This is a genomic window from Embleya sp. NBC_00888 (genome assembly GCF_045207655.1).
Lineage (GTDB): Bacteria > Actinomycetota > Actinomycetes > Streptomycetales > Streptomycetaceae > Embleya.
On record NZ_CP108784.1, the window covers coordinates 4,017,488 to 4,041,641 of the forward strand.

A 24,154-nucleotide genomic window follows, 5' to 3' on the forward strand; every position below is an offset into this window, starting at 1 on the left:
TCGGGAAATTCGCGGGAAATCACCTCTTCCACCGGGCGTTACTCGCCAGTAGGGTCCGAGGCATGGACCTCACGGTGTTCGCCATTCCGGCCTTCACCCTGCTCTTGGTCGTGGAATGGGTGTCGTACCGCTTCGCCCCCGACGACGACGAGCGCGGGTACGCGGTGAAGGACACCGCGACGAGCCTGACCATGGGTCTCGGCAGCATCGCGGCCGGGCTCGGGTGGGGGCTGCTGACCGTCCTGGCCTGGGACGGGCTGCACGAGCTGACCCCGCTGCGGGTGGGGAACACGTGGTGGGCGTGGGTGCTGGTGATCGTCGGCGTCGACTTCTTCTACTACTGGGAGCATCGCGCCGGGCACGAGATCCGGCTGCTGTGGGCCAGTCATGTCGTGCACCACTCCAGCCGGCACTACAACCTCTCCACCGCGCTGCGGCAGACCTGGACCGGGGCGCACCACATCGTGTTCATCGGGCCGATGTTGCTGCTCGGCTTCCCGCTGACGATGGTGGTCACCTCCTTCTCGATCAACCTGCTCTACCAGTTCTGGATCCACACCGAGCGGATCGACAAGCTCTGGAAGCCGATCGAGTTCGTCCTCAACACGCCCTCGCACCACCGCGTGCACCACGGCTCGAACCGGCAGTACCTGGACCGCAACTACGGCGGCATCCTGATCCTGTGGGACCGCCTGTTCCGCAGCTTCGAGCCCGAGGGCGAGCCGGTGGACTACGGGCTCACCAAGAACATCCGGACGTACAACCCGCTGCGGGTGGCCTTCCACGAGTACGCGGCCATCGCGCGTGACGTCCGGGCGGCGCGCGGCTGGCGGACACGGTTCGGCCGGGTGTTTCGCGGTCCCGGCTGGCAGCCGGCGGTCGAGGCGGCCGAGCCCGCGAGCGTCGCCGCCCGGGCGACCGCGTGAGGGCACGCGCCCTGGTCGCCGCGTACCTGACGCTCGGCGTCGTCGACACGGTGTTCGCCGCGACCGACGTCGACGGGGCCCGCTGGGTCACCAAGACGCTGCTGATGCCGGTGCTGATCGCCTTCGTGTGCGTGGCCGCCCGGCCCGGCGCCGAGCGCGTTCGGGGGCCGGCGATCGGCGCGCTCGTGGGCGGGTTCGTCGGCGACGTCGGGCTGCTCGTGGACCACGACGCGACCTTCATGGTCGGCATGGCCGGGTTCGCGGTCGGGCACGTGTGCTACCTGATCGCCTTCCGGCGCCTGGGCGGCACGTTCCCGGCCCGGTCGGCCGTCGGGTACCTGCTCGCGTGGGCCGCGATGATGGCGCTGGTGTGGCGCGGTCTGGACGACCTGCTGGTGCCGGTGCTCGGGTACAGCCTGCTGCTCACCGCGATGGCGGTCGGCGCCGCGGGAGTGGGCCGGCTGACCGGGATCGGCGGCGCGTTGTTCCTGCTCTCGGACGCGGTGATCGCCCTGGGCATCGCCGACGTGGACCTGGTGCCGGGTCAGGACGCGGTGGTGATGCCCACCTACGTGGCCGCCCAGTTGCTTCTCGCGCTCACCTGGGCCGCCTGGCCGTTCGCCGGACCGGACACGAACGAGGCGGCGGACCGTCGGTCCACCGCCTCGTCGGGCTGAGTCGGGCGTCAGTCGGCGTACCTCGCCGCCGCCGCGGTGTACTCCGGCTCCGGGTTCATCGCCGCGGCGAGTCGCAGGAACGGCGCCGCCTCGGCGCCGCGACCGGCCCGCTCCAGGGTCCGGCCGAGCGCGTGCGTGGCCCACGCGTCACACGGGTCCAGCTCGATCACCCGGCGCAGCGTCTCCTCGGCCCGGCGCAGTTGCAGCGAGAGGAAGTACGCCCGACCGGCCAGTTGCTGCACGGCCACGTTGTCGCGCTCCTCTTCCAGCGCCGGCTCCAGGAGGCGCAGCGCGCCCAGCGGGTCGCGCCACTCGACCAGCGCCTCGGCTACTCGGTAGTTCTCCAGGGTCAGCGTCACGGTGGCTCCCTTCGCGATGCTCGTGACGGCGTCGGACACCCGACAGAACCGAATACCCCGGCAAGGTATTCCGGCGAGGCGTCCGGGCGCGGCGGCGGCCGGGTCAGGTGCCCGGGACGAGCACCGCGCGGCCGTTGATCCGGCCGTGGTGCAGCCGGTCGTACACGTCCGGCGCCCGGTCGAGCGGGAACCTCTCCACGTGCGCGCTCACCGCGCCGCGCCGGGCCAGGTCGATCAGCTCGATCAGCTCGGCCCGCGTGCCCCAGTAGGGCGTGCTGACCGAGCACTCGAACGGGATCAGGCCGAAGCCGACCGGGAGGGTGCCGCCGCCGATGCCGACGATGGTCAGGTCGCTCTCCGTGGCCGCGCACTTCGCGGCCAGGTCGACGGTGGGTTGCACGCCGGCGAAGTCGAGCACGAGCTGTGCGCCGAGGCCGTTGGTGGCCTCCCGGACGATGTCGGCGGCCTTGTCGTCGGACCTGATCGCCAGGTGTGCGCCGGACGCCCGGGCCAGCTCCAGCTTGTCCTCGCTCACGTCCAGCGCGATCACCTGGGTGGCGGAGAGCGCGCGCAGCAGTTGCACGCCGATGTGGCCGAGGCCGCCGACGCCCAGGACCACGGCGGTGCTGCCCGCGTAGAGCTTGTCCAGCGAGCGCTTGATCGCGTGGTACGGCGTCAGGCCGGCGTCGGTGAGCGGGACGGTTTGCACCGGGTCCAGGTCGCCGATCGGCACCAGGTGGCGGGCGTCGTCGATCAGCACGTAGTCGGCGAGCGCGCCCGGCGCGCCCAGTCCCGGCGGCCGGATGCCCAGTTCGGCGGCGCGAGCGCAGTAGTTCTCCTTGCCCTGCGCGCACGCGTGGCAGGTGCCGCAGCCCCACGGTCCGTAGACGACGACCGCGTCGCCGAGTTCGACGCCGGTGACCCCGTCGCCGAGCGCGGCGACGATGCCGGCGCCCTCGTGGCCGAGGGTGAGCGGGGCGTTGGGACCGAAGCTTCCGGTGGGCTGACTCATCACGAAGATGTCGGAGTGGCAGACGCCGGCGGCGGTGACCTCGAGCAATACCTGACCCGGGCCCGGTTCGGGCGCGGGGATCTCCCGCACCTCGACCGGCTTGCCGAACTCGACGTATTGGACGGCCTTCATGGGTTTCTCCCTTTCCGGCGTACCGGCCCCCAGTGATGACACGGGTGGTGCTCGGGTGGCACGGCGGGCCGGCGACGTCACTTGTCAGACTATTGCCCGCCAACCGAATGGATTACGGGGTGGGGGTATCCGTCGGGCCGGGCTACGGCGCGGTGTAGCCGCCGTCCACCAGGTGGTAGCTGCCGGTGATGAACGAGGCCCGATCGGAGAGCAGGAAGGCGACCGGGTCGGCCACCTCGTCGACCGTGCCGAGCCGGCCCATCGGGTGCAGCCGGGCCAGCGCGGCGTGCGCCTCGGCGTCGGATTCCTCGAGCAGCGGGGTCTCCACGAAGCCCGGTCCGACCGCGTTGATCCGGATGCCGCGCTGCGCGTACTCGATCGCGGCGGTCTTGGTCAGGCCGAGTACGCCGTGCTTGGCGGCCACGTAGCCGACCGCGTTCGGGAAGCCGACCGAGCCCAGGATCGAGGCCATGTTGACGATCGCGCCGCCGCCGGACTCGAGCATCGCCGGGATCTGCCGGCGCATGCCGTAGAAGACGCCGCTGAGGTTGATGTCGATCACCTTGCGCCAGCCGTCCGGCGGGTATTCGCCGGTGTGCGCGTGCGGACCGGTGATGCCGGCGTTGTTGACCGCGAGGTGCAGCCCGCCGAACGCCTCCACCGCCGCGCGCACCAGCAGCGCGCAGGACTCCGGATCGGCCACGTCCACGCGCATCCCCCGGGCGCTCCCGCCGGCCGCCTCGATCTCGGCGGCCACGCGGGTCGCGCCGACGTCGTCGAGGTCGGCGACCACCACGTCGGCGCCGTCGGCGGCCAGTCTGCGAGCGATGGCCGCGCCGATGCCCGAGGCGGCACCGGTGACGATGGCGGTCTTGTCGGCGAAGTCGGCGCTCATGCCTTCGATCCTGCGAGCGCCCGACCGTCGGCGCCCGTCGGACGGACCCTAATGGGGGATGCCGCGGCGGCCACTAGAGGCCGTTCAGGGCCACATCCAGGCCGCGCCGGACGATGTCCGCCTTGATCCCGTCCGGGAGATGGGCCAGTTCGGTGTCGAGCAGCAGCACGCTCAGGCCGTGCACCGCGGACCACATCACCACGTCCGAGTACTCGCGCCGCTCGGCCGGCAGCCGACCGAGCTCGACCAGTTCGTCCAGCGCCTGGGACATCAGCGCGTAGGACTCCTCCGACTGGTCCGGCGTGCCGGGCAGCTGCCCCTCGGCCTCGCCCGCGGCCTGGGCCGCCTGCCGACGACCGACCATCGACTCGCCCTCGCCGGCCCCGTAGAAGATGGTCCGGAACAGACCGGGCTCGGCGAACGCGAAGCGCACATAGCCGAGCCCCGCGGCGCGCAGCCGGCGCATCGCCTCGTCGCCCGGGTCCGAGCACGGCTCGCCGTTCGCCAACTCGGCCCGCATCGCCGCCGCGAGCAGCGCCAGGCCGCGATCCTTGACCGCCACGACCAGCTCGTGGTGGTTGGCGAAGTGCCGGTAGGCGGCGGTGGAGGACACTCCCGTCGCCCGCGCCGCCTCACGCAGCACGATCGCCTGCGGGCCGCCCGCCCGGGCCCGTTCCACGGCGGCCTCGGTCAGCGCGTTGCGCAGGTCGCCGTGGTGGTATCCGCGACGACCCGAGGTGCCGGCGGCTTGCTCGCTTGCCATGGTTCTCCGTTCGATCCAGCCCCATGTTGACACTGCGCACATTCAATGCCAAGTTATCAATGCCAACATTGTTATCGGCGTCAACATCGTTTGCCCAACCCTGGCACCTCCGTCCCCCAGGGACCACATGGAAGGTCGATGATCATGCTCGAACGACTAGGGGATCTCGTATTCCGCCGGGCCCGCATGGTGCTCGTGGTCGGCGGACTGCTGTTGCTCGTCGCGGCCGGGGTGGGCTTCGGCGCCTTCGGCAAGCTCCAGTCGGGCGGCTTCGACGCGCCGAGCTCGGCCTCGACCCGGGCCCAGGACGAGATCAAGGACACCTTCGGCGGCCGACCCAACCTGGTGGTCGAAGTACGCGCCAAGGACGGCTCCGGCGTCGACACACCCGCCGTCGCGGACGCCGGACGTCGGCTCACCGCAGCCCTCGCCGCCGCGCCGGGCTTCGACCAGGTGGCCTCGTACTGGACCACCAACGCACCCGGCCTCAAGGCCGACGGGGGCCGCGGCGCGTTGCTCGTCGCCCATTCGGTCGAGGACGACGTCAGCGAACTGCCCAAGAGCGCCCAGTTGCCCCCGGACAGTCCGCTCAAGGTGCGCATAGGCGGCGACGCCTCGATCGGCCCGGCGGTCAACGGCCAGGTCGGCAAGAGCCTGGCGATCGCCGAGTCGATCGCGGTCCCGCTGACCCTGCTGCTGCTCGTGCTCGCCTTCGGCAGCCTGATCGCCGCCCTGGTCCCGCTGGTGATCGGCTTCATCGCGATCATGGGTACCTTCGCCGAGTTGTACGTCCTCGGCAGCCTCACCGACGTCTCCATCTTCTCGATCAACCTCACCACCGCCCTGGGCCTGGGGCTGGCGATCGACTACGCGCTGCTGATCGTGGCCCGACACCGCGAACTGCTGCACGCCGGCCACGACCCGCACGACGCGGTGGTCGGCACGCTGCGCACCGCCGGTCGCACGATCCTGTTCTCCGCCGCGACGGTGGCCGCCGCGCTCGCCGTGCTGCTGGTCTTCCCGCAGTACTTCCTGCGCTCCTTCGCCTACGCGGGCATCGGCGTGGTGGCCATCTCCGCGCTCGCCGCGCTGATCGTCGCGCCGGCCTTGCTGACCGTGCTCGGGCCGCGCGTCGAGTCGATGCGGATCAAGGGCATCAAGGGGGTCCAGGGCACGGAGGCACCGATGTGGTCGCGGCTCGCCGGGTTCGTCACCCGCCGGCCCGCGCTCACCGCGCTGCCGGTGGTGGCGGTGCTGCTGTTCGCCGCGTCGCCGCTGCTCGGGGTCAAGTTCGGCACGCCCGACGAGCGGGTCCTGCCGACCAGCACCGAGGCCCGCCAGGTCGGCGACACGCTGCGCGCGGACTACAGCCTCGACGACACCCGCACGCTGGACGTGGTGCTGCTCGGCACCGGCGCCGAGGCGCCGGTGGACGGCTACGCCGCTCGACTCGCCGCGCTGCCCGGCGTCACCCGGGTGGACAGCGCGGGCCCCGACCGGATCCGGCCGAACGCCCGCCTGCTGTCGGTGATCACCACCCTGCCCGCCAAGTCGGACGCCGCCCAGGACCTGGTCCGCGACGTCCGCTCGATCCCGGCGCCCGAGCGCACCGAGGCCCTGGTCGGCGGCACGGACGCGCGCCTGGTCGACACCAAGACCTCGATCGGTGACCGGCTGCCGCTGGCCTTCGGGCTGATCGTGCTCAGCACGTTCGTCCTGCTGTTCCTGTTCACCGGGAGCATCCTGCAACCGCTGCGCGCACTGCTCCTGAACGGGATCAGCATCGTGGCCGCGGTCGGCGTCACCGTGTGGGTCTTCCAGGACGGGCACCTCTCCGGCCTGCTGGGCTTCACGCCGCTGCCCATGGACACGTCGATGACGGTGTTGTTGTTCTGCATCGCGTTCGCCCTGTCGATGGACTACGAGGTGTTCGTGACCAGCCGGATCAAGGAACTGCACGACGCCGGCGAATCCGACGAGGACGCGGTCCGGCACGGCCTGGGCCGCACCGGACGGATCGTCACCACCGCCGCCGCGCTGCTCGCGGTGACCTTCGTGGCCTTCCTGACCAGCAGCGTGAGCTTCCTGCAGTTGTTCGGCTTCGGCGCGGCGCTGGCGATCCTCCTGGACGCGACCCTGGTCCGCGGCGTGCTGGTGCCGGCCGCGATGCGCCTCCTGGGTCGGCACGCGTGGTACTCCCCGCGGGTCCTGCGCCGGCTGCACGACCGGGTGGGCCTGCGCGAGTCGGCCGCGGAACCGGCGGAGTCGGCCGCGCCGCCGGCCCGGTCGGGTACCGCGGACAGGGCCGACGAGCACGTGGCCGACGGCGCGCGCTGATCCCTCGCGCCGGGTCGTCGTACCGGACACCACGCCGGTCGCCCACGGCGATCGTCACGCGCACCACGTCACGCGAAAAAGGGGCCGCCCCCGGGAAGTACTTCCCGGGGGCGGCCCCTTCGTCGTGTGCGGTCTCCCGCGGCCGACTACTCCTTGGTCAGGTTCGGGCCCGAGCCGGTCGCCTCGATGGGCGGCGCGTCCGGCAGCGGGGCCTTCTCCATGCCCTCGAAGGTGAACTGCTCGTCCTTGCCCTCACCCTCGGTGTCGACCACGATGATCGACCCGGAGCGCAGCTCGCCGTAGAGGATCTTCTCGGAGAGGTTGTCCTCGATCTGGCGCTGGATCGTCCGCCGGAGCGGACGGGCACCCAGCAGCGGGTCGTAGCCCCGCTTGGCGAGCAGGGCCTTGGCGGCCGGACGGAGCTCGATGCCCATGTCCCGGTCGCGCAGCCGCTCGTCCACCTTGGCGATCATCAGGTCGACGATCTGGATGATGTCTTCCTCGGAAAGCTGGTGGAAGACGATCGTGTCGTCGACACGGTTGAGGAACTCGGGACGGAAGTGCTGCTTCAGCTCTTCGTTGACCTTCGCCTTCATCCGGTCGTAACCGGTCTTGACGTCGGACGATCCGGAGAAACCGAGGCCGAAGCCCTTCGAGATGTCCCGCGTACCGAGGTTGGTCGTCATGATGATGACGGTGTTCTTGAAGTCCACCACCCGACCCTGGGAATCGGTCAGGCGACCGTCCTCCAGAATCTGCAGCAGCGAGTTGAAGATGTCCGGGTGGGCCTTCTCGACCTCGTCGAACAGGACCACCGAGAAAGGCTTGCGGCGCACCTTCTCGGTGAGCTGGCCGCCCTCTTCGTAACCCACATACCCGGGCGGCGAACCGAACAGCCGGGACACCGTGTGCTTCTCGGAGAACTCGCTCATGTCGAGCTGGATGAGCGCGTCCTCGTCGCCGAAGAGGAACTCGGCGAGCGTCTTGGACAGCTCGGTCTTACCGACACCGGACGGGCCGGCGAAGATGAACGAACCACCGGGACGCTTCGGGTCCTTGAGTCCGGCGCGGGTGCGCCGGATGGCCTGGGAGAGCGCCTTGATGGCGTCCTTCTGGCCGATGACCCGCTTGTGCAGCTCGTCCTCCATGCGGAGCAGACGGGCCGACTCCTCCTCGGTCAGCTTGAAGACCGGGATGCCGGTGGCGGTCGAGAGAACCTCGGCGATCAGTTCCTCGTCGACCTCGGCCACGACGTCCATGTCGCCGGCCTTCCACTCCTTCTCCCGCTTCGCCTTGTCGGCGAGCAGCTTCTTCTCGCTGTCGCGCAGGGACGCGGCCTTCTCGAAGTCCTGCGCGTCGATCGCGGACTCCTTGTCCCGACGCACGTTGGCGATCTTCTCGTCGAACTCGCGCAGGTCCGGCGGTGCGGTCATGCGCCGGATGCGCATCCGCGAGCCAGCCTCGTCGATGAGGTCGATCGCCTTGTCCGGCAGGAACCGGTCGGAGATGTACCGGTCCGCGAGCGTCGCCGCGGCCACCAGGGCCTGGTCGGTGATCGACACGCGGTGGTGCGCCTCGTAGCGGTCGCGCAGACCCTTGAGGATCTCGATCGTGTGCGGCAGGGACGGTTCCGCGACCTGGATCGGCTGGAACCGGCGCTCCAGCGCCGCGTCCTTCTCCAGGTGCTTGCGGTACTCGTCGAGCGTGGTCGCGCCGATCGTCTGCAGCTCGCCTCGCGCCAGCATCGGCTTGAGGATGCTCGCCGCGTCGATCGCGCCTTCGGCGGCACCCGCGCCGACGAGCGTGTGCAGCTCGTCGATGAACAGGATGATGTCGCCTCGGGTGCGGATCTCCTTGAGCACCTTCTTCAGCCGCTCCTCGAAGTCGCCTCGGTAGCGGGAACCCGCCACCAGCGCGCCGAGGTCCAGCGTGTAGAGCTGCTTGTCCTTGAGCGTCTCGGGCACCTCGCCCTTGACGATCGCCTGGGCCAGGCCCTCGACGACGGCGGTCTTGCCGACGCCGGGCTCGCCGATCAGGACGGGGTTGTTCTTGGTGCGGCGGGACAGCACCTGCATGACCCGCTCGATTTCCTTCTCTCGCCCGATGACGGGGTCGAGCTTGCCCTCGCGCGCCGCCTGGGTCAGGTTGCGCCCGAACTGGTCGAGCACGAGGGACGTCGACGGAGTCCCCTCCTGGCCGCTTCCGCCCGGAGCGGCGGATTCCTTGCCGCTCGAGTAGCCGGAGAGCAGCTGGATGACCTGCTGGCGGACCCGGTTGAGGTCGGCGCCGAGCTTCACGAGGACCTGGGCGGCGACGCCCTCGCCCTCGCGGATCAGGCCCAGAAGGATGTGCTCCGTGCCGATGTAGTTGTGGCCGAGCTGGAGCGCCTCGCGAAGCGACAGCTCGAGGACCTTCTTCGCACGGGGCGTGAAGGGGATGTGACCGGACGGAGCCTGCTGGCCCTGGCCGATGATCTCCTCAACCTGCTGACGCACTGCCTCAAGCGAGATGCCGAGGCTCTCCAGGGCCTTCGCAGCGACGCCCTCACCCTCGTGGATGAGGCCGAGGAGGATGTGCTCAGTACCGATGTAGTTGTGGTTGAGCATCCGGGCCTCCTCCTGAGCCAGGACGACAACCCGCCGCGCGCGGTCGGTGAACCTCTCGAACATCGTTATCGCTCCTCAGAGCGGTCGTGCAGATCGGGGACGGTCCCCTCCCTGTCCTTCCGCATGCTAGTCCTGCACGCAGGACCGCTCGATTCGTCCGTGAAGACGTGCGACCCACGTGTTGCGGACCGCGTTGGACAACTAGTCAAACCCGATGGTGCGTGTCGGTGTTCCCGCCGGCCACGTCCTGAGGCCGATTCCGAGTACGCCAGAAGCGAACGCGGTATTTTCCGGCACCGGTCCGACCCGGCGCGAGCCCGGATTCCGCCTCCCCGCGTCCCCTCCATGTTCGGGTCATACCCCGGACGACACCTGCTGTATACCGGCAGGTCACGACCGGTGTACGGGCAACCACGCGGGCGCCGGGGAAGAGCCGGCGCGGCCACCCCTCGCATTGCGTCACTCATTGCGGTTGCCATATCACCTTTCGTAACCTCGCTGTCGTCCCGGAGTTGAACACGTTATGGCAGCCACGCTTGTTTTCGCGTCCCGTTCGGCGCCCGTCGTACCCGGCCCGTTGGACGAGGCCCTCTGGTACGCGCGCGCCCTCGGATGGCCGGCGGGTCCGGGATCGCTCGACCCGGCGCACGAGAGCGCGGCCGCGACCACCGATCCGCGCGTGCTCGCGGGCCACTGGGCGGCCGGCCCGTCGGCCCCGGTCCGGCTGGCCGCGGGGGTGCGGTTCGACGTCCTGGACGTGCCCGGCGCGGCCGGTGTCCGGGCCCTGGACCGGGCCGAGCGGCTCGGCGTCCCGATCGGGCCGGTGGCCGCGACCGGGACCGGCCGAATCCAGTTCTTCGTGGCCCCGGGGGTCGCGGGCGACCTGCCCGCGCTGCTGGACTGGCTGGACTGGGCCGATCTGGACCTCGATCTTCGCGCGTACGGCGAGGGCGACACGGTGGCCGCGCCGTCGCCGTGGCCCGCCACGTGGCGGGCACCGTGGCCGCGGTCGTGGGAGCACGCGCGCTGGTTGCGGCCACCGGTCGACCCGGGCCGGGTGTGCCCCGCCGGGGACCTCGCGGCCCTCGGCGCGGTGCTGCACGTGGACGTGCGTTTCCCGGACGTGACCCGACTGCTGAGCACGTTGGCGCACGCGTGCCAGCACGTACGGCTGTTCCCGAGGCCGCGGGCGACCGAGCCCAGGCCGCTGACCCACCACCGCCCGGCGCCGGCCTGAGGCCCGGCCGCGACGCCGGCGCCGACATCGGCGCCGGCTCCCGGAAAACGACATGAGCGGTGCCCTCCCCCGAACGAATCGGGGGAGGGCACCGCTCGATGATGGCGTCGACGATCAGGCGTGGGCCTTCTCGTAGGCGTCGCGAATGTTGCCCGGCACGCGACCGCGCTCGCTCACGTCGTAGCCGTTCTCCTTGGCCCAGGCGCGGATCTTGGCGGTGTCGCCGGAGGCGGCACCGCCCTTGACCACCTGGCGGACGCCGCGGCGAGCCGCGACCCGGCCACCGGTCTTACGGCCGGCCTCGACGTAGGTCGTCAGGGCCGCGCGGAGCTGCTCTGCGTGCGTGGCGCTCAGGTCGATCTCGTAGGAGACACCGTCGAGCGCGAACGTCACCGTCTCATCGGCCTTGCCGCCGTCGAGGTCGTCAACGAGAAGAATCTGGACCTTCTGTGCCACCAGGATTCCCTTTCATCGGGAGGGTTCACAACCAGCTCAAGAAAAGGAAACCGCTTTCTGCGGGAAAATACAAACCCACCCGCGCGGAACCCGTCGAGTCGGCAATACGTTACCGGGTTTGTGGTTGCGACTTCACCGCACACCACACCGTCACGGGCAAGAAGCGTCAAGAGGTTCGCCGGCGTGGGGCACGCGATCTCCACCACACTCGCCCGGTCTACGCGGATCGAGATCACTGCCAGAGATGGAGCAGCATCCGCGTGTTGCCAAGGGTGTTGGGTTTGACGCGTTCCAGATCCAAAAACTCGGCGACGCCCTCGTCGTACGAACGCATCAGTTCACTGTAGACATCGCCATCGATCGGTGTCTCCTCGATCTCGACGAAGCCGTGCTTCGCGAAGAAGTCGACCTCGAAGGTCAAGCAGAATATCCGCCGAACGCCGAGCCAACGCGCGGTCTCCAGGAGTTTGGTGAGCAAGAGGTGGCCCACTCCGGACCCGCGGCACACCGGATCCACCGCGAGAGTGCGTACCTCCGCCAGGTCTTCCCACATCACGTGCAGCGCCCCGCACGCGACCACCTCACTGTCCGCGTCCCGCTCCGCGACCCAAAACTCCTGTACATCCTCGAAGAGGGTGACAGTTGGTTTGTCGAGGAGGATACGCAGCCCCACGTACCCATCCACAAGGCGACGAATGGCCCGCACATCGGACGTTCTGGCACGTCGGATCGTCACTTCCATGGGCTGACGCTATCGCGATCACGATAGGCATCGCCGCTCCGCCCTGTTTACCACCGATCTGCCCGGGTGGCCGCGGAAACACCCGGACCGACAGCAGAGGTCCGGGCGGGGTTTCCCACCGCCCGGACCTCGGGTTCTTCATACATCCGGCACCGATACCGACGGACCCCGTCCACGGATCGTGGAGTGATCAGGCCGGATATGGGCGGATTCCCCCGGTCATTCCCGGGTCCCGGATTCGGCCACGCGCGTGCTCGCACAGGCCGCTTCGGCAGCGTCGCCGCACGGGTTGCCGATCACCGGCTTCGCGCCCGGTGCGCTGACGAAACTCGAACGAGCGGTCATCTCGGATCCGGCCGCGCCTTCCGGAACCTTGAACACGAGAATCAGGGTGATCGCGGAGCCGGGCTTGATCCGGCCGGTCTTCCACACTCCGGTCGCGGTGTCGAATTCACCCTGCGACGGCTTGGATTCCACCGGTTTCACGCCCGCGGGCAACGCGTTGCGCACGACCGCGGACTTCGTCTCGGCACCGCCGGAGTTCAGCACGGTCACCGTGTGGGTGACCGTGTCACCGGGCTTGGCCTGCGCGCGGTCGGCCGTGCGGCGCAGTTCCAGCCTCGCCGCCGAGGCCGGGTCGACCGGCGGGGCGGGCGGCTTGTCCGGCGTCACCGGCGGCGGATCCTTCGGGGCCTTCGGGACCGGCGGCTGGATCGGCTGCGTCACCGAGGTCGTGTCGATGCCGAGGTCGGCGAGGTCGGGCCGGCCCGGCAGGGTCACGCCCGGCGGCAGCGTCGTGCCCAGGGAACTCAGCAGGCCCGAGAGCGTGCTCTGCGGGCCCAGCCCGAGCGTCTCGCGCATCCGGTCGAGTCGGGCGCGCAGGTCGGCCATCGCGTCGTCGAGCGCGGTCGTCCCGGACGGCGGTGGCGGGGGCACCCGCGAGGACGACCACAGCGTCCACCCTTGGGATGTCCCGTACGACACGCCCGACGAGGTCGTGTACGAGGTGCCGTACGACGTCGCGACCGGTTGCGGCAGGGCTTGCGGCGCCGCGGTCGCCTGGCCGGCCGCGGCCAGGTTCGCGCCCATCGCGGCGGTCACGCCGACAGTGACCACCGCGAGGGCGTGCCTCGCCCGGGTTTTCGCTCGCACCATGTCGGTCCACTTTCCGTTCCGCTGTGCAGAAGTCCGCATTTCTCACGTAGATCATTAATACGATTACGCAGAGTTGCGCTCCACGGGCACCGCGGCTGCGCCGTACGAATTAACAAGGCCTCCGATCAGCCCAGGGAAGTCCCGAAGTCGCGGCCGATTCGACGCGGGCTCCACGCGGGTTCGACTCAGGGCAGCGCGACCCGCAACGCGTCGCGCAACGCCTCGATCTGTTCCGGCGTCATGCCCTCGACGAAGTGCACGAGAGCACCGGCACGACTGTCGCCCGCCACCCAGTCGGCGCGCATCAACTCGGCGGTATACGCGTCGCGCGAGCGCACGGCTTCGTACAGATAGGCCCGACCGGCCAACCGGCGGCGCAGCAGGCCCTTGCGGAAGAGTTTGTCGAGCACGGTCATCACGGTCGTATAAGCCGGTTCACGATCCGGCAGCAGCGCCTCCTGTACCTCGCGCACCGACGACGGGCGATTGAGCCACCAGACGCGGAGCATCACCTGGGTTTCGAGTTCACCGAGACGATTCATGGCGGGCCCTTCGTGAAACCTGGTCGCGCCGTGAACTGCGTCACGCTCGTCGCGCGATCTCCTATACGGCATCGTAGACACGGTTTCGTCCGGATTTGTCACAAAGCGATGATCCGCGCCGACCGGGAGTGGGCGGGGATTACTACGCGGCGTCGTAGTGTCCGCTCCATTACGACTTGGTCGATATGCGGCAGATTGCTACCACTGATCCCGGCCTTGTCGTCGAAACCCCGAGGTATTCGTGCCGCACTCCCCCGAAGCTCCGTCCACGACCACGCCCACGTCCGAGCCGATCGACCGCGTCGCGCGGCTCAAGGGCCTGCGCCCGAGTCGCTCGGTCACCGTGGTCTCGAGCCTCGCGCTGCCGGCCGTCGCGGTCACCACCGGCGTCCAGACCGCGGGTTCGGGGGCGGGCCGGGAGCACGCGGCCGGGTCGGCGAGCGCCGATCCCGGCACGGCACAGCGGCTCGCCGATCGTGGTGCGGACGTCGCGGCCCGTTCCCAGGAGCGCGCGGTGCTGAGCGCCACCGGGGAGCAGGCCAAGGAATCGGCGGCCTCGGACGCGGCCGCACGAGCGGAGGCGGAGCGGGCGCAGGAGTTCGAACGCGCACAGGAGGCCGAGCGGGAGACGGAGCGGGCCCGCGAGGCCGAGCAGGCCCAGGAGGCCGAGCGGCAGGCGGCGGCGCGGGCCGAGGCAGCGCAGGCCGAGGCCGAGCGCGCGAAGGCCGAGCGGGCCGCCGGATGGGTACTGCCGACCTCCGACTACACGCTGACCGGCCGCTTCGGCAACAGCGGCTCGCGCTGGGCGCACACGCACACCGGGCTGGACTTCGCGGCGCGCTCCGGTACGCCGATCAAGGCCGCCGCCGCCGGGCGGATAGCCTCCGCCGGCAGCGCGGGCGCGTTCGGCAACCGGATCGTGATCACCCACGCCGACGGCACCCGGACCTGGTACTGCCACCAGTCGCGATTCGCGAAGACCTCCGGCTCGGTGACGGCGGGCGAGGTGATCGGCTACGTCGGTACCACCGGCAACTCCACCGGCCCGCACCTGCACTTCGAGGTGCACCCCGGCGGCGGCGCCGCCGTGGACCCGGGTTCGTGGCCGGCGAAGAAGGGCGTCAAGCCCTGAGCACCGGTTCGGTCGGCCCGCTCAGTCCCTGCGGGCGAGCGAGTCCAACCAGTCCCACCAGCCGCCCTCGGCGATCAGCCCGGCGAGCTTGGCGTAGCCGACCGAGTCGCAGTGCGCCCCGTCGCCGTACGCCTCGATGCTCGCCCACCATTGCGGGTCCTCGCGCAGCACGCGCTGGAGCGGCACGAAGGTGATGCCGCGCGCGGCGCAGGTCTTCGCGTATGCCTCCTCCAGGGCGAGCGCGTCCTCGCCGTCGTTCGCCTCGCCGGGGACCGGGGGCGCGCCGACGACCAGGCAGGTCCAACGGGCGCCGGTGGCGGTGTCCAGTATCGCGTCGAGGTTGGCGACACTGTCGGCGTGCTTGACCCGGCGGCGGCCGTGCTCGACCTTGACGTCGTTGACGCCGAACGCGAACACCATGCCGGTGCCGTCGGCGTGCCGCATGCGCGGGACCGCCTCGCCGTACCAGCGCTCCGCGACGTCGGCCGAGGTCTCCAGTCGTACACCGAGGTTGTACGCGGTCAACTGGCGGCCCCGGCGACGGGACTCGGCCGCGAGGCGACCGACCCATCCGCCGCCGGAGAGGTCGCCGACGCCTTGCACGAACGAGTCGCCGGCGACGCAGATCCGCAGATCGGGGGCTGCTTCCATGCGGCCGACCCTATGCGTACGAACGGGTGACGCGCCCGGAAATGGGACAGGAGCCCCCTCGGGAGCGACGATCCGTCACCGAGAGGGCTCCGCCGCGCCGTCCGGCGGGTCAGTCGGTGGTCGGCTTCACCAGCGGGAACAGGATCGTCTCGCGGATGCCGCGGCCGGTGAAGGCCATGATCATCCGGTCGATGCCCAGGCCCAGACCGCCGCTCGGCGGCATCGCGAACTCCAGCGCGCGCAGGAAGTCCTCGTCGATCCGCATGGCCTCGACGTCACCGCCCGCCGCGAGCAGCGACTGCTCGGTGAGCCGCCGGCGCTGCTCGACCGGGTCGACCAACTCGGAGTAGGCCGTGCCCAGTTCCATGCCGAAGCCGATCAGGTCCCACTTCTCCGCGACGCCCGGCACACTGCGGTGCTGGCGGGTCAGCGGCGAGGTCTCGATCGGGAAGTCGCGCACGAAGGTCGGCTCGGCCAGGGTGTGCTCGACCAGCGCCTCGTAGATCTCCTGAACCAACTTGCCCTGGCCCCACGCCTTGTCGTACTCGATCTCGCGCGCGTCGGCGAGCTTGCGCACGGTCTCGATCGGCGTCTCGGGAGTGACCTCCTCGCCGACGGCCTCGGAGACCGAGCCGTAGACGGTGATCTCGCGCCACTCGCCGGAGATGTCCACCTCGCGGTCGCCGTAGCGGAAGGTGTGCGTCCCGAACACGGCCTGCGCGACGTGCTGGTAGACCTCGCGGGTGAGGGTCGCCATCGTGTTGTAGTCGCCGTACGCCTGGTAGGCCTCGAGCATGGTGAACTCGGGGTTGTGCGTCGAGTCCGCGCCCTCGTTGCGGAAGTTGCGGTTGATCTCGAAGACCTTCTCGGCGCCGCCGACGACCAGGCGCTTGAGGTACAGCTCCGGCGCGATGCGCAGGTAGAGGTCCATGTCGTAGGCATTGATGTGGGTGACGAACGGGCGCGCGGTGGCGCCGCCGTGCACCGGCTGCAACATCGGGGTCTCGACCTCCAGGAAGTCCCTGGTGTCGAACCACTCGCGGATCGAGCGCACGATCCGGCTGCGGGTGCGCAACATCGCGCGCGACTCGTCGTTGACGATCAGGTCGACGTAGCGCTGGCGGACCCGGGCCTCGGGGTCGGTCAGGCCCTTGTGCTTGTCCGGCAGCGGGCGCAGGCACTTGGACGTGATCGCCCACGTGTCGACCATGATCGACAGCTCGCCGCGGCGGGACGTGATCACCTGGCCCTCGACACCGACGTGGTCGCCCAGGTCGACATCGCTCTTCCAGGCGGCGAGCGACTCGGCGCCGACGCCGTCCAGCGAGACCATCACCTGGATGTCCCCGTCACCGTCGCGCAGTGTCGCGAAGCACAGCTTGCCGCCGGTGCGGTAGAGCACCACCCGGCCGGTGACGCCGACCCGGCGCCCGGTCTCCACATCCGCCTCGAGACCGTCGAACTCGGCACGCAGCGCGCCCACCGTCGTGCTGCGGGGGAACCCGACCGGGTACGGGTCGGTCCCCTCGGCCCGAAGCCGATCGAGCTTGTCGCGGCGAACCCGCATCTGCTCGGGAAGGTCGTCGATCTGCGGCTGCGCTGCGCTCTGCTCGGTCACGGGACAAGGCTACCCATGGCCAACCGACTCCCCGAACCGATATCCGCCCGGATGGGAAGTGGGGTCCCGGTCAGCCGGTGCCGGTCTGGAGGATCTCGGGGGCGGGGAGTTGGCCGAGGGGGCGACCCTGGCGGCGGTGCGGGATGACCGGCGAGAGGGCCTCGCGGATCGGGTCGACGTCCAGGGGCGGGACGGCGGCCGGCGCGGGATCGGGTGTGGGTGCGTCCGTCGCGTTCGAATTCCCGGCGTCGCGGTCGGTCGCGACCTCGGCGCCCTCGGGCTCGGGCGACGCGGGTGCGTCGGGTGCGGATCCGTGTTCGTGCTCGGCTTCGGGCTCGGCCTGGGGTTCGGGCTCGGCCTCGGGCGGGTCCTCGACGGCGCGACCGACGATCTCGTCGGTACCGTCCGTGACATCGGTACCGACAGCCGGATCCGCGCCGTTGGCGACATCCGTGCTGTCCATGGCGTCGTCCGTCGCCTCCGGACCGGTCGGGTCCGTGGCCTGCTCGACGGGTGCTTCGGCGAGGACCGGGCGGGGTTCGGGCTCGCTTGCCGGAACCGGCACCGGCACCGGTGTCGGCTCCGGGGTGCGGTCGCGCTTGTGCTCGGCCGGTGTCGGCGATGGCCGGGCGGGGCGGGGACGGGTGGGGATCAGGATGTCCAAGGGGTCGGTGCGGATGGCTCGGGTGGCTTCGGCGGTGGCTCGGCGGTGGGCTCGGGCGGCGAGACGGTGTTCGAGGTCGGCCTCGGCCAGGTGTGTGCAGCGGCGGAGCAGGGCCGCGCGGCTCGCGCGTTCGCGTTCGCCGCACGGAAGATCGAGGGTGGTGCGCAGGGCGGCCAGGTCCTCGGCCGAGGGGACGTGCGCGATCTCGTCCACCGCGTTGCGCAGGCAGGACAGGAAGCCGGCCGCGCTCCCGGGCAGCGCGGCCCGATAGCGCCGCAGTTCGGCCGTCATGAACGCGCGCAGCCGTTCGCGCTCGTCCTGCGCCTCGCCGATCGCCCGGCCGAGCAGCCAGAAGTCGACCGAGTCGCGCCCTCCGCGCAGCGCGACGGCCAGCGCGCGACGCAGCACCCGCACCTCGTGCGCGCTGAAGGCCATCCCCTGGTCACCATGTGGCGTCGGCATACCACGCACTGTATGCGGAGAGATGGACAATCCGGCTTATTTGATGCGTGTGTTTTTCCGACTTGGCGCCGACCGCGAGGCCGGCTCCGATCAGACCGCCGCGTTGCGCTCGTAGACCATCCGCAGGCCGATCAGGGTCAGCCACGGTTCGTGCACATCGATCACCGAGGCCTCCCCCAGCACCAGCGTCGCCAGTCCGCCGGTGGCCACCACGGTGACCGCGTCCGGGTCGTCCGGGGACAGTTCGGCCGCCATCCGCTTGACCACGCCGTCCACCTGGCCGGCGAAGCCGTACAGGATGCCCGCCTGCATCGCCTCGACCGTGCTCTTGCCGATCACGCTCCGCGGACGCATCAGCTCGATCTTGCGCAGTTGCGCGCCGCGCGCGCCCAGCGCGTCCACCGAGATCTCGATGCCGGGGGCGATCGCGCCGCCGACGTACTCGCCCTTGGTGCTGACCGCGTCGAAGGTGGTCGCGGTGCCGAAGTCGACCACCACGCACGGGCCGCCGTACAGCTTGACCGCCGCGAGCGCGTTGATGATCCGGTCGGTGCCGACCTCCTTGGGGTTGTCCATCAGGACCGGCACGCCGGTCTTGACCCCGGGCTCGACGACGACCGTGGGGATGTCGCCGTAGTAGCGCCGCACCATGTCGCGCATCTCGTGCAGCACGGACGGCACGGTGGAACAGATCGCGATGCCGTCGATGCCGTCGGCGCCGATCAGCGGGTGCTGGCCGAGCAATCCCGCGAGGACCACCGCGAGTTCGTCGGCGGTCCGCCGGGCCTCGGTCGAGATGCGCCAGTGCTCGACGATCTCGTCACCGTCGAACAGGCCGAGCACGGTATGCGAGTTACCGACGTCGATGGTGAGCAACATCGTGGGCGTCCTTGGTGTTCTGGCTCGGGCCGTGGGGGACGGAGCGCGGCTTCGGGAAGGAGAGGGGTGGCGAGCGGGGACGGCTGATCCGGTGAACGGTACCGGTCGCTCAGGCGCGCAGGTCCACGCCGACGTCCAGGATCGGGGCGGAGTGGGTGAGCGCGCCGACCGCGAGGTAGTCCACGCCGGTCTCGGCGACCACGCGGGCGGTCGCCAGGGTGAGGCCGCCGCTGGCTTCGAGTCGGGCCCGACCCGCGACCAAGGCCACCGCCTCGCGCATGCGTTCCGGCGTCATGTTGTCCAGCAGGATCAGGTCGGCGCCCGCGTCCAGCACCGGCGGGATCTGTTCGAGGTGGTCCACCTCGACCTCGACCGGCACGTTCGGGAAGGCCGCGCGCACCGCCTTGAACGCCTCCGCGACGCCGCCCGCGGCGACCACGTGGTTGTCCTTGACCATGGCCGCGTCGGACAGCGACATCCGGTGGTTGACCCCGCCGCCGCAGCGCACCGCGTACTTCTCCAGGGCGCGCAGGCCCGGCGTGGTCTTGCGGGTGTCGCGGACCGAGGCGCCGGTGCCCTCGATCGCGTCGGCCCACGCGCGGGTGGCGGTGGCCACGCCGGACAGCCGGGACAGCAGGTTGAGCGCGACCCGCTCGGCGGTGAGCAGCGCGCGGGTGCTCGCCTCGGCGGTGAACAACACCGTGCCGGGCGTCACCGTGTCGCCGTCCCGGACGTGCCGGGCGACCACCAGGTCGGCGCCGCAGACCAGTTCCAGGACCGCCTCGGCGACCGGGATGCCCGCGACCACGCCCGACCCGCGCGCGGCGAACTCGGCGTGGCCGCGCGCGTGCTCGGGCACGGTGGCCACCGAGGTGACATCCACCCCGCCGTCGAGGTCCTCGGCCACGGCGGCGGTCACCAGCGCGGCGACGGCGAGCGGGTCGAGCCCGGCCTCGGCCAGGCGCGACGTGAGATCGGCGGACAGCTCGACGGTGGTCACGGAGTCGACTCCTCGGGTTCGTAGGCCTGGTAGGCGACGTGCAGGGCGCCCTCGCGCAGCGACGTGACGAGATTTCCGCGCCACGCGGTGTCGTCGAGGTCGGGATGGTCCTCGCGCCAGTGGCAGCCGCGCGTCTCCTCGCGCAGCAGCGCGGCACGGGTGAGCGCGCTCGCGACCAGGTGCAGGTTGGTGGTCTCCCACGTCTGCGTGCACGGGTCGGTGCTGGTACGACCGGCCAACGCGGTCAGCTCGGCCTCGGCGCCGACCAGCCCGGCCGCGTCGCGCAGCACCCCGGCACCGGCGGTCATCGTCCGCTGCAGGGGCAGCCGCACCGCCTCGCCGAGCAGCCCGGTCGGACCGCCGGGCGCGACCGGCTCGGCGAACGGTGGCATGTCCCGGGCCAGGTCGGCCGCGATCCGCTCGGCGAAGACCAGGCCCTCCAGGAGCGAGTTGGACGCGAGCCGGTTGGCGCCGTGCACGCCGGTGCACGCCACCTCTCCGCACGCGTACAACCCCGGCACGCTGGTCCGTCCGTGCAGGTCGGTCCGTACGCCTCCACTCGCGTGGTGCGCGGCGGGCGCGACCGGAATCGGCTCGGTCACCGGGTCGATGCCGTGCGCGCGGCACGTGGCCAGGATGGTCGGGAAGCGGTGCTTCCACATGTCCGCGCCGAAGTGCCGACCGTCCAGGTACATGTGCTCGGCGCCGGTCTCGGCCATCCGGCGCAGGATGCCCTTGGCCACGACGTCGCGCGGGGCCAGTTCGCCCAGTGGATGGCGATCCGTCATGAACCGGATGCCGGCCGCGTCCACGAGATGGGCGCCCTCGCCGCGCACGGCCTCGGAGACCAGCGGCTGCTGGCCCTCGGCGCCCGCGCCGAGCCACAGCACGGTCGGGTGGAACTGGACGAACTCCAGGTCGGTGACCTCGGCCCCGCCGCGCAGCGCGAGCGCGACCCCGTCGCCGGTGGACACCGAGGGGTTCGTGGTGGACGAGAAGACCTGGCCCATACCGCCGGTGGCGAGCACGACGGCCCGCCCCACGGCGGCGCCGACCCCGTCCCGGGCGCCCTCGCCCATCACGTGCAGGGTGACCCCGCAGGCGCGCCCGGAGGCGTCCTTGAGCAGGTCGAGCACGAGCGCGTTCTCGATCACCTCGATGTCCGGCGTGGCCCGCACCGCGGCGACCAGCGCGCGCGATATCTCCGCGCCCGTCGCGTCGCCGCCCGCGTGCGCGATCCGGTTGCGCAGGTGGCCGCCCTCGCGGGTGAGCAGCACGTCCCCGTCCGGGCCCCGGTCGAATTCGGCGCCGGTGTCGATCAGTCGGCGCACCGCGTCCGGGCCCTCGGTGACCAGCACCCGGACCGCGTCCTCGGCGCACAATCCGGCACCGGCCACGAGCGTGTCGCGCAGGTGCTGTTCGGGGGTGTCGCCCTCGCCGAGCGCGGCCGCTATCCCGCCCTGCGCCCAGCGGGTGGAGCCCTCGTCGAGCTGCGCCTTGGTCACCAGCAGGACTCGGCCGGCCCGGCGCGCGCGCAGCGCGACGGTCAGGCCGGCCACCCCGGAACCGACCACGATCACATCCGCGCGCACGGTCCACCCGGGATCGGGTGCGGCCAGGCGCGCGGGCAGTACGGGCGTGTTCATTGCGCGGCCCGCGCGGGGACCACGCGGTCGCCGCGCACCGTCTCGCCGCCGGGCAGAACCTCGGCCGGGTCGTGTCCGGTGCCGGTGATCGTGTTGGCCGCGTCGACGAACACCACGCGCGGCTTCATCGCCCGCGCCTCGGCGTCGGTGACCTGCGCGTAGGCGATGACGATCACCAGGTCGCCGGTGTGCACCAGGCGTGCCGCGGCGCCGTTGATGCCGATCACGCCGGTGCCGCGCGGGCCGGCGATCGTGTACGTCTCCAGGCGCGCGCCGTTGTCGATGTCGACCACGTGCACCAGTTCGCCGGGGAGGATGTCGGCGGCTTCGAGCAGATCCTCGTCGATGGTGATCGAGCCGACGTAGTGGAGGTCCGCCTGCGTGATCGTCGCGCGGTGGATCTTGGACTTGAACATCGTGCGCATCATGACCGGGGGACTCCCGTGATCGTCAGGCGGGCGTTGTCGATGAGCCGGGTGGCGCCCACGCGGGCCGCGATCGCCAGGATCGCCGGGCCGGCGTGGTCGGCGGCCACCGGGGTGAAGTCGTCGATGTCGACCAACTCCACATAGTCGGGTTCCAGCACGGCGCGCAGCACGTCCTCGGCGGCGGCGCGCACGGCGCCCGCGCCCTCGCCGGCGCGCCGGGCGCCCGCGTCGAGCGCGCGGCTGAGCGAGAGCGCGTTCTCCCGTTCGGCCTCGGACAGGTAGCGGTTGCGGCTGGACCGGGCCAGCCCGTCGGGTTCGCGGACGGTGGGCACGCCCACGATCTCGACGGGGAAGTTCAGGTCGCGCACCATGCGCCGGATCAGCGCGAGTTGCTGGGCGTCCTTCTCGCCGAAGAAGGCGACCCTCGGCGCGGTCAGGTGCAGGAGCTTGGCGACCACGGTGAGCATGCCGTCGAAGTGGCCGGGGCGGGAGGCGCCTTCCAGGACCGCGCCGGTGGGGCCGGCAGTGATCCGCACCCGCGGCTCGCCGCCCGGGTACACCTCCTCCACCGACGGCGCGAACACCACGTCGGCGCCCGCCTCCCCGCTCAGCTCCAGGTCGGCGTCCAGGGTGCGCGGGTAGCGGTCCAGGTCCTCGCCCGCGCCGAACTGGAGCGGGTTGACGAACACGGTGACCACGACGTGGCCGCTCGGGCCGACGAACTCGCGCGCCGCGCGGATCAGCGCCGCGTGGCCCTGGTGCAGCGCGCCCATCGTCATCACCACGGCGCGCACCCCGTACGGCCGGGTGTCCTCGGTGAGTTCGACCGCGGTCCGGGCCAGGCGCACGGCGGTCACGGTCGGCCTCCCTCGGCCAGCACGCCCAGCAGCGCCTCGGCCGCCTCGGCCTTGAGCAGGCCGGCGTTCAGCGCGCGGTCGGCGGTCAGCCGGGCCATCGCCACGTAGGCGGCGAGCGCCTCCGGCGAGACCCGGCGCAGCTCGGCCACGTGCGCGGCCACCGTGCCCGCGTCGCCGCGCGCGACCGGGCCGGTCAGCGCGTGATCGCCGGATCGCAGCGCGTTGTCCAGGGCGGCGCCGAGCAGCGGTCCGAGCATCCGGCCCGGGGCCCGCACGCCGGCCGCGCCGAGCAGTTCGATCGACTGCGCGACCAGGGTGACCAGGTGGTTCGCGCCGTTGGCCAGGGCCACGTGGTAGAGCGCGCGGTCGCGCTCCTCGATCCACTCCGGCTCACCGCCCATCTCCACCACGAGCGCCTCGGCGACCGGGCGCAGTGGCTCGGGCGAGGTGACCCCGAAGGAGCAGCCGGCCAGTCGTTCGAGGTCGATCGTGCTGCCGGTGAAGGTCATCACCGGGTGCAGCGCGAGCGGCAGCGCGCCGGCGCGGGTGGCGGGCTCCAGGATGTCGACGCCGTAGCGGCCCGACGCGTGCACCAGGAGTTGGCCGGCCTTGATCGCGCCGGTCTCGGCCAGGCCGTGCACGAGCGCCTCCAGCGCGTCGTCGGGCACGGTCAGCAGGGTCAGGTCGGAGGCCGCGATCACCTCTTGCGGGGTGACCAGCGGGACGCCGGGGAGCAGGTCCTCGGCGCGGCGCCGGGAGGTCTCCGAGACCCCGGAGGCGGCCACCACCGAGTGCCCGGCGAGGGCGAGGGCGGCGGCGAGGGTCGGGCCGACACGGCCGGCGCCGACGACTCCCACGCGCAGCCGCGCGGGGCGGTCGGCGGGGTCGGGCGAGCGGCCGTGCGGATTCGGACGTGCGTTGATGTCGTTGTTCACGCGAGCGAGCCTTCCGTTCCAGTCCGCGGCGGGTACCGGACGA

General features: G+C 71.3%; 23 protein-coding genes. 5 read left to right on the top strand and 18 right to left on the bottom strand.

Going from position 1 to position 24,154, the window contains the following annotated elements; genetic code table 11:
- The first annotated feature begins 62 nt into the window (after positions 1-62).
- Both OG948_RS16650 and OG948_RS16655 read left to right on the top strand, forming a co-directional pair.
- Positions 63-926, top strand: coding sequence for a sterol desaturase family protein (locus OG948_RS16650; protein WP_406297317.1), 864 nt, complete (start codon positions 63-65; stop codon positions 924-926).
- The gene (locus OG948_RS16655) at positions 923-1,603 is read left to right on the top strand and encodes a lysoplasmalogenase (RefSeq protein WP_406297318.1); all 681 of its coding nucleotides are present in this window, start codon (positions 923-925) and stop codon (positions 1,601-1,603) included. Before OG948_RS16650 ends, OG948_RS16655 begins: the two co-directional genes overlap by 4 nt.
- An 8-nt stretch (positions 1,604-1,611) precedes the next feature.
- Here OG948_RS16655 and OG948_RS16660 read toward each other — a convergent pair whose 3' ends face one another.
- The 4 genes from OG948_RS16660 to OG948_RS16675 all read right to left on the bottom strand — a co-directional run bounded on the left by OG948_RS16660 (position 1,612) and on the right by OG948_RS16675 (position 4,764).
- Positions 1,612-1,962, bottom strand: a complete 351-nt coding sequence (locus OG948_RS16660) for a tetratricopeptide repeat protein (RefSeq protein ID WP_406297319.1) — start codon at positions 1,960-1,962, stop codon at positions 1,612-1,614.
- A gap of 103 nt (positions 1,963-2,065) precedes the next feature.
- Complete coding sequence (locus OG948_RS16665) at positions 2,066-3,106, bottom strand: NAD(P)-dependent alcohol dehydrogenase (RefSeq protein WP_406297320.1); 1,041 nt, start codon at positions 3,104-3,106, stop codon at positions 2,066-2,068.
- A 142-nt stretch (positions 3,107-3,248) separates the two neighbouring features.
- Entirely contained in the window at positions 3,249-4,001 is a 753-nt protein-coding gene (locus OG948_RS16670; protein ID WP_406297321.1) for an SDR family NAD(P)-dependent oxidoreductase, read from the bottom strand.
- Between the two features lie 73 nt (positions 4,002-4,074).
- Positions 4,075-4,764 carry a TetR/AcrR family transcriptional regulator gene (locus OG948_RS16675; protein ID WP_406297322.1) on the bottom strand — a complete coding sequence of 230 codons (690 nt, stop codon included), beginning with the start codon at positions 4,762-4,764 and terminating at the stop codon, positions 4,075-4,077.
- A 144-nt stretch (positions 4,765-4,908) separates the two neighbouring features.
- Here OG948_RS16675 and OG948_RS16680 point away from each other — a divergent pair, with 144 nt between their 5' ends.
- Positions 4,909-7,101, top strand: coding sequence for an MMPL family transporter (locus OG948_RS16680; protein ID WP_406297323.1), 2,193 nt, complete (start codon positions 4,909-4,911; stop codon positions 7,099-7,101).
- 146 nt (positions 7,102-7,247) lie between these two features.
- Here the strand turns inward: OG948_RS16680 and OG948_RS16685 are convergent, their stop codons facing one another.
- A complete protein-coding gene (locus tag OG948_RS16685; RefSeq protein WP_395866841.1) occupies positions 7,248-9,770 on the bottom strand; it encodes an ATP-dependent Clp protease ATP-binding subunit in 2,523 nt (840 codons plus the stop codon).
- 460 nt (positions 9,771-10,230) lie between these two features.
- Here OG948_RS16685 and OG948_RS16690 point away from each other — a divergent pair, with 460 nt between their 5' ends.
- Positions 10,231-10,944 carry an SCO3374 family protein gene (locus OG948_RS16690; protein ID WP_406297324.1) on the top strand — a complete coding sequence of 238 codons (714 nt, stop codon included), beginning with the start codon at positions 10,231-10,233 and terminating at the stop codon, positions 10,942-10,944.
- A gap of 114 nt (positions 10,945-11,058) precedes the next feature.
- On the opposite strand, the gene OG948_RS16695 is transcribed toward OG948_RS16690, so the two are convergent.
- From OG948_RS16695 to OG948_RS16710, 4 genes are all read right to left on the bottom strand, one after another.
- The gene (locus OG948_RS16695; RefSeq protein ID WP_355542767.1) at positions 11,059-11,400 is read right to left on the bottom strand and encodes an Lsr2 family protein; all 342 of its coding nucleotides are present in this window, start codon (positions 11,398-11,400) and stop codon (positions 11,059-11,061) included.
- Between the two features lie 232 nt (positions 11,401-11,632).
- A complete protein-coding gene (locus OG948_RS16700; protein ID WP_395866837.1) occupies positions 11,633-12,142 on the bottom strand; it encodes an amino-acid N-acetyltransferase in 510 nt (169 codons plus the stop codon).
- A gap of 219 nt (positions 12,143-12,361) precedes the next feature.
- On the bottom strand, positions 12,362-13,297 hold the full coding sequence (locus tag OG948_RS16705; protein WP_406297325.1) for a DUF11 domain-containing protein: 936 nt from the start codon (positions 13,295-13,297) through the stop codon (positions 12,362-12,364).
- 185 nt (positions 13,298-13,482) lie between these two features.
- Positions 13,483-13,839: a BlaI/MecI/CopY family transcriptional regulator gene (locus OG948_RS16710; protein WP_406297326.1), complete on the bottom strand. Its 357-nt coding sequence runs from the start codon at positions 13,837-13,839 to the stop codon at positions 13,483-13,485.
- Positions 13,840-14,080: 241 nt separating this feature from the next.
- On the opposite strand from OG948_RS16710, the gene OG948_RS16715 reads away from it, so the two are divergent.
- Positions 14,081-14,971, top strand: a complete 891-nt coding sequence (locus OG948_RS16715; protein ID WP_406297327.1) for a M23 family metallopeptidase — start codon at positions 14,081-14,083, stop codon at positions 14,969-14,971.
- Positions 14,972-14,992: 21 nt separating this feature from the next.
- Here OG948_RS16715 and OG948_RS16720 read toward each other — a convergent pair whose 3' ends face one another.
- The 9 genes from OG948_RS16720 to OG948_RS16760 all read right to left on the bottom strand — a co-directional run bounded on the left by OG948_RS16720 (position 14,993) and on the right by OG948_RS16760 (position 24,111).
- Positions 14,993-15,622, bottom strand: a complete 630-nt coding sequence (locus OG948_RS16720; protein WP_406297328.1) for a GDSL-type esterase/lipase family protein — start codon at positions 15,620-15,622, stop codon at positions 14,993-14,995.
- Between the two features lie 109 nt (positions 15,623-15,731).
- A complete protein-coding gene (lysX, locus tag OG948_RS16725; protein ID WP_395866828.1) occupies positions 15,732-17,240 on the bottom strand; it encodes a bifunctional lysylphosphatidylglycerol synthetase/lysine--tRNA ligase LysX in 1,509 nt (502 codons plus the stop codon).
- 70 nt (positions 17,241-17,310) lie between these two features.
- Complete coding sequence (locus OG948_RS16730) at positions 17,311-18,366, bottom strand: hypothetical protein (protein ID WP_406297329.1); 1,056 nt, start codon at positions 18,364-18,366, stop codon at positions 17,311-17,313.
- A gap of 90 nt (positions 18,367-18,456) precedes the next feature.
- A complete protein-coding gene (locus tag OG948_RS16735; protein ID WP_020549599.1) occupies positions 18,457-19,245 on the bottom strand; it encodes a type III pantothenate kinase in 789 nt (262 codons plus the stop codon).
- Between the two features lie 109 nt (positions 19,246-19,354).
- Positions 19,355-20,245 (bottom strand): carboxylating nicotinate-nucleotide diphosphorylase, encoded by an 891-nt coding sequence (gene nadC, locus OG948_RS16740; protein ID WP_406297330.1) that lies wholly within the window; start codon positions 20,243-20,245, stop codon positions 19,355-19,357.
- A complete protein-coding gene (locus tag OG948_RS16745; protein ID WP_406297331.1) occupies positions 20,242-21,891 on the bottom strand; it encodes an L-aspartate oxidase in 1,650 nt (549 codons plus the stop codon). Before OG948_RS16745 ends, nadC begins: the two co-directional genes overlap by 4 nt.
- Positions 21,888-22,319: an aspartate 1-decarboxylase gene (panD, locus tag OG948_RS16750; RefSeq protein WP_406297332.1), complete on the bottom strand. Its 432-nt coding sequence runs from the start codon at positions 22,317-22,319 to the stop codon at positions 21,888-21,890. The genes OG948_RS16745 and panD overlap by 4 nt, the downstream gene beginning before the upstream one ends.
- Positions 22,316-23,176 (bottom strand): pantoate--beta-alanine ligase, encoded by an 861-nt coding sequence (gene panC / locus OG948_RS16755; protein WP_406297333.1) that lies wholly within the window; start codon positions 23,174-23,176, stop codon positions 22,316-22,318. Before panC ends, panD begins: the two co-directional genes overlap by 4 nt.
- A complete protein-coding gene (locus OG948_RS16760) occupies positions 23,173-24,111 on the bottom strand; it encodes a Rossmann-like and DUF2520 domain-containing protein (RefSeq protein ID WP_406297334.1) in 939 nt (312 codons plus the stop codon). Before OG948_RS16760 ends, panC begins: the two co-directional genes overlap by 4 nt.
- Positions 24,112-24,154: the final 43 nt, after the last annotated feature.

Excerpts from the sequence above, each read along its gene's own strand:
- OG948_RS16650 (WP_406297317.1), top strand. The coding sequence starts at position 63 with ATGGACCTCACGGTGTTCGCCATTCCGGCCTTCACCCTGCTCTTGGTC.
- OG948_RS16665 (WP_406297320.1), bottom strand. The coding sequence starts at position 3,106 with ATGAAGGCCGTCCAATACGTCGAGTTCGGCAAGCCGGTCGAGGTGCGG.
- OG948_RS16670 (WP_406297321.1), bottom strand. The coding sequence starts at position 4,001 with ATGAGCGCCGACTTCGCCGACAAGACCGCCATCGTCACCGGTGCCGCC.
- OG948_RS16675 (WP_406297322.1), bottom strand. The coding sequence starts at position 4,764 with ATGGCAAGCGAGCAAGCCGCCGGCACCTCGGGTCGTCGCGGATACCAC.
- OG948_RS16680 (WP_406297323.1), top strand. The coding sequence starts at position 4,909 with ATGCTCGAACGACTAGGGGATCTCGTATTCCGCCGGGCCCGCATGGTG.
- OG948_RS16685 (WP_395866841.1), bottom strand. The coding sequence starts at position 9,770 with ATGTTCGAGAGGTTCACCGACCGCGCGCGGCGGGTTGTCGTCCTGGCT.
- OG948_RS16690 (WP_406297324.1), top strand. The coding sequence starts at position 10,231 with ATGGCAGCCACGCTTGTTTTCGCGTCCCGTTCGGCGCCCGTCGTACCC.
- OG948_RS16700 (WP_395866837.1), bottom strand. The coding sequence starts at position 12,142 with ATGGAAGTGACGATCCGACGTGCCAGAACGTCCGATGTGCGGGCCATT.
- OG948_RS16705 (WP_406297325.1), bottom strand. The coding sequence starts at position 13,297 with ATGGTGCGAGCGAAAACCCGGGCGAGGCACGCCCTCGCGGTGGTCACT.
- OG948_RS16710 (WP_406297326.1), bottom strand. The coding sequence starts at position 13,839 with ATGAATCGTCTCGGTGAACTCGAAACCCAGGTGATGCTCCGCGTCTGG.
- OG948_RS16720 (WP_406297328.1), bottom strand. The coding sequence starts at position 15,622 with ATGGAAGCAGCCCCCGATCTGCGGATCTGCGTCGCCGGCGACTCGTTC.
- OG948_RS16730 (WP_406297329.1), bottom strand. The coding sequence starts at position 18,366 with ATGCCGACGCCACATGGTGACCAGGGGATGGCCTTCAGCGCGCACGAG.
- OG948_RS16735 (WP_020549599.1), bottom strand. The coding sequence starts at position 19,245 with ATGTTGCTCACCATCGACGTCGGTAACTCGCATACCGTGCTCGGCCTG.
- OG948_RS16745 (WP_406297331.1), bottom strand. The coding sequence starts at position 21,891 with ATGAACACGCCCGTACTGCCCGCGCGCCTGGCCGCACCCGATCCCGGG.
- panD (WP_406297332.1), bottom strand. The coding sequence starts at position 22,319 with ATGATGCGCACGATGTTCAAGTCCAAGATCCACCGCGCGACGATCACG.